Origin of the sequence: Pseudoflavonifractor sp. HCP28S3_F10 (assembly GCF_052065415.1) — a bacterium.
Classification (GTDB): Bacteria; Bacillota; Clostridia; order Oscillospirales; family Oscillospiraceae; genus Pseudoflavonifractor_A.
This window is the reverse complement of record NZ_JBQHUB010000063.1, coordinates 1-1,575: the sequence shown is the minus strand read 5'-3', so window position 1 is coordinate 1,575 and position 1,575 is coordinate 1. Positions and strand designations below refer to the sequence as shown.

Annotated in this window: 1 protein-coding gene; it reads right to left on the bottom strand. The window is 61.8% G+C overall.

All coding sequences use genetic code 11. From position 1 onward, the window contains the following. Positions 1-20: 20 nt before the first annotated feature. Positions 21-1,385 carry an MATE family efflux transporter gene (locus tag ACTNBZ_RS14280; protein WP_441210938.1) on the bottom strand — a complete coding sequence of 455 codons (1,365 nt, stop codon included), beginning with the start codon at positions 1,383-1,385 and terminating at the stop codon, positions 21-23. Positions 1,386-1,575 lie beyond the last annotated feature (190 nt).

The following is a 1,575-nucleotide window of genomic DNA, read 5'->3' as shown; positions in this document are numbered from 1 at the left end:
TCCGGGGGAGTTTTTTTGCCTTACTCACGGCTCCCGGCGGTCTGCTCCGGGACCTCCCGTCCGAAATTCCAGGGTCCCCGGCGGTAGAACAGGAGGGAAAGCATCGTCCCGCAGGACCACCCGATGGGCCAGGAACACCAGATGCCCGCAGACCCCAGGACCGTGCGGGAAAGCACTGCGGCCAGCGCCACACGGAGGGCCAGATCGGTGAAGGTGGAGACCATGAAGGCCCGCATCAGTCCCGCCCCCCGCAGGATACCGTCGGCCGTCAGCTTGGCCGAGACCACAAAGTAGAAGGGCGACAGGATCCGCAGATAGAGGACGCCCGTCCTCACCGCGGCGGCGGTGGGCTGATCCATAAACAGGCGGAGCAGCCACTCCCCGCCCAGGAAGTAGAGCAGCGCCAGAGGCAGGCAGACGGCCCACACCAGCCTGAGTCCGGCGGAGAAGCCCTGACGCACCCGCTCCGGCTTCCCGGCTCCCATGTTCTGGGCCGTATAGTTGGAGATACCGTTTCCGAGGGTGGTAAAGGAAGTGATGACCAGGTTGTTCAGCTTTACGCCTGCAGAATAGCCCGCCATCACGCCGGTGCCGAAGCCGTTGATGACCCCCTGAATGATGATGTTGCCCACTGATATGAAGCTCTGCTGCAAAATGCTTGGGACAGCGATGGCCGCCAGCTGCCGCAGCACCCGCCCGGAAAAGCAGCGGACCCTTCCCTGTACCGGTATCTTTGCCAGCCGCCGCAGCACCACTGCCACGGCCAGCACGCAGCTCACGCCCTGGCACAGGAAGGTGGCCCAGGCCACACCGGCCACTCCCATCCGGAACACCGTGACAAACAGGATGTCCACCGCAATATTGGCAGTGGAGGAGGCCGCCAGGAACAGAAAGGGCGTGCGGGAGTCCCCCAGGGCGGAAAAGATACCGTTGGAGATGTTGTAGAAAAACAGGAAGGGCAATCCCCAGATGTAGATATCCAGGTAGAGCCGTGAGTCGGCCATGACCTCCTCCGGCGTCCGGATCAGGCGCAGCAGCCCGCCGCAGCTCAGTATGCCCACGATCATCAGTATCGCGCAGAGGACCACGCTGGCAATCATGGCGGTATAGACGGCGGTCTTCATCCTGTCATACTCCTTCGCGCCGAAAAAACGGGAGACCACCACAGAGCAGCCGATATTGCATCCAAAGGCAAAGGCCAGGAAGATCAGCGTAATCTCATAGCTGTTTCCCACGGCCGCCAGAGCGTTCTCCCCTACAAACTTGCCCGCGATCAGGCTGTCCGCGATGTTGTAGAGCTGCTGAAAGATGACGCTGCCGAACAGCGGCAGGCAGAACCGGCAGAGTACGGCCCCCGGCCGTCCCACCGTCAGATCACGGTTCATGGATATCGCGCCCCTTCCCCCTTGTTTCTGTTTCCCACGTATTATACTCGCTCCGCCTCGGGATGTAAAAGGTACATTTCGCTCGATTTGCAGCTCTGCTACGCAATTCTTTCTGCCGTTTTTACCAGAACCGTCCGGCCATGGGCGCTCCCCCCTGCTCCGGCCTCCGGCCGTGTAAGAACGCCCCCGC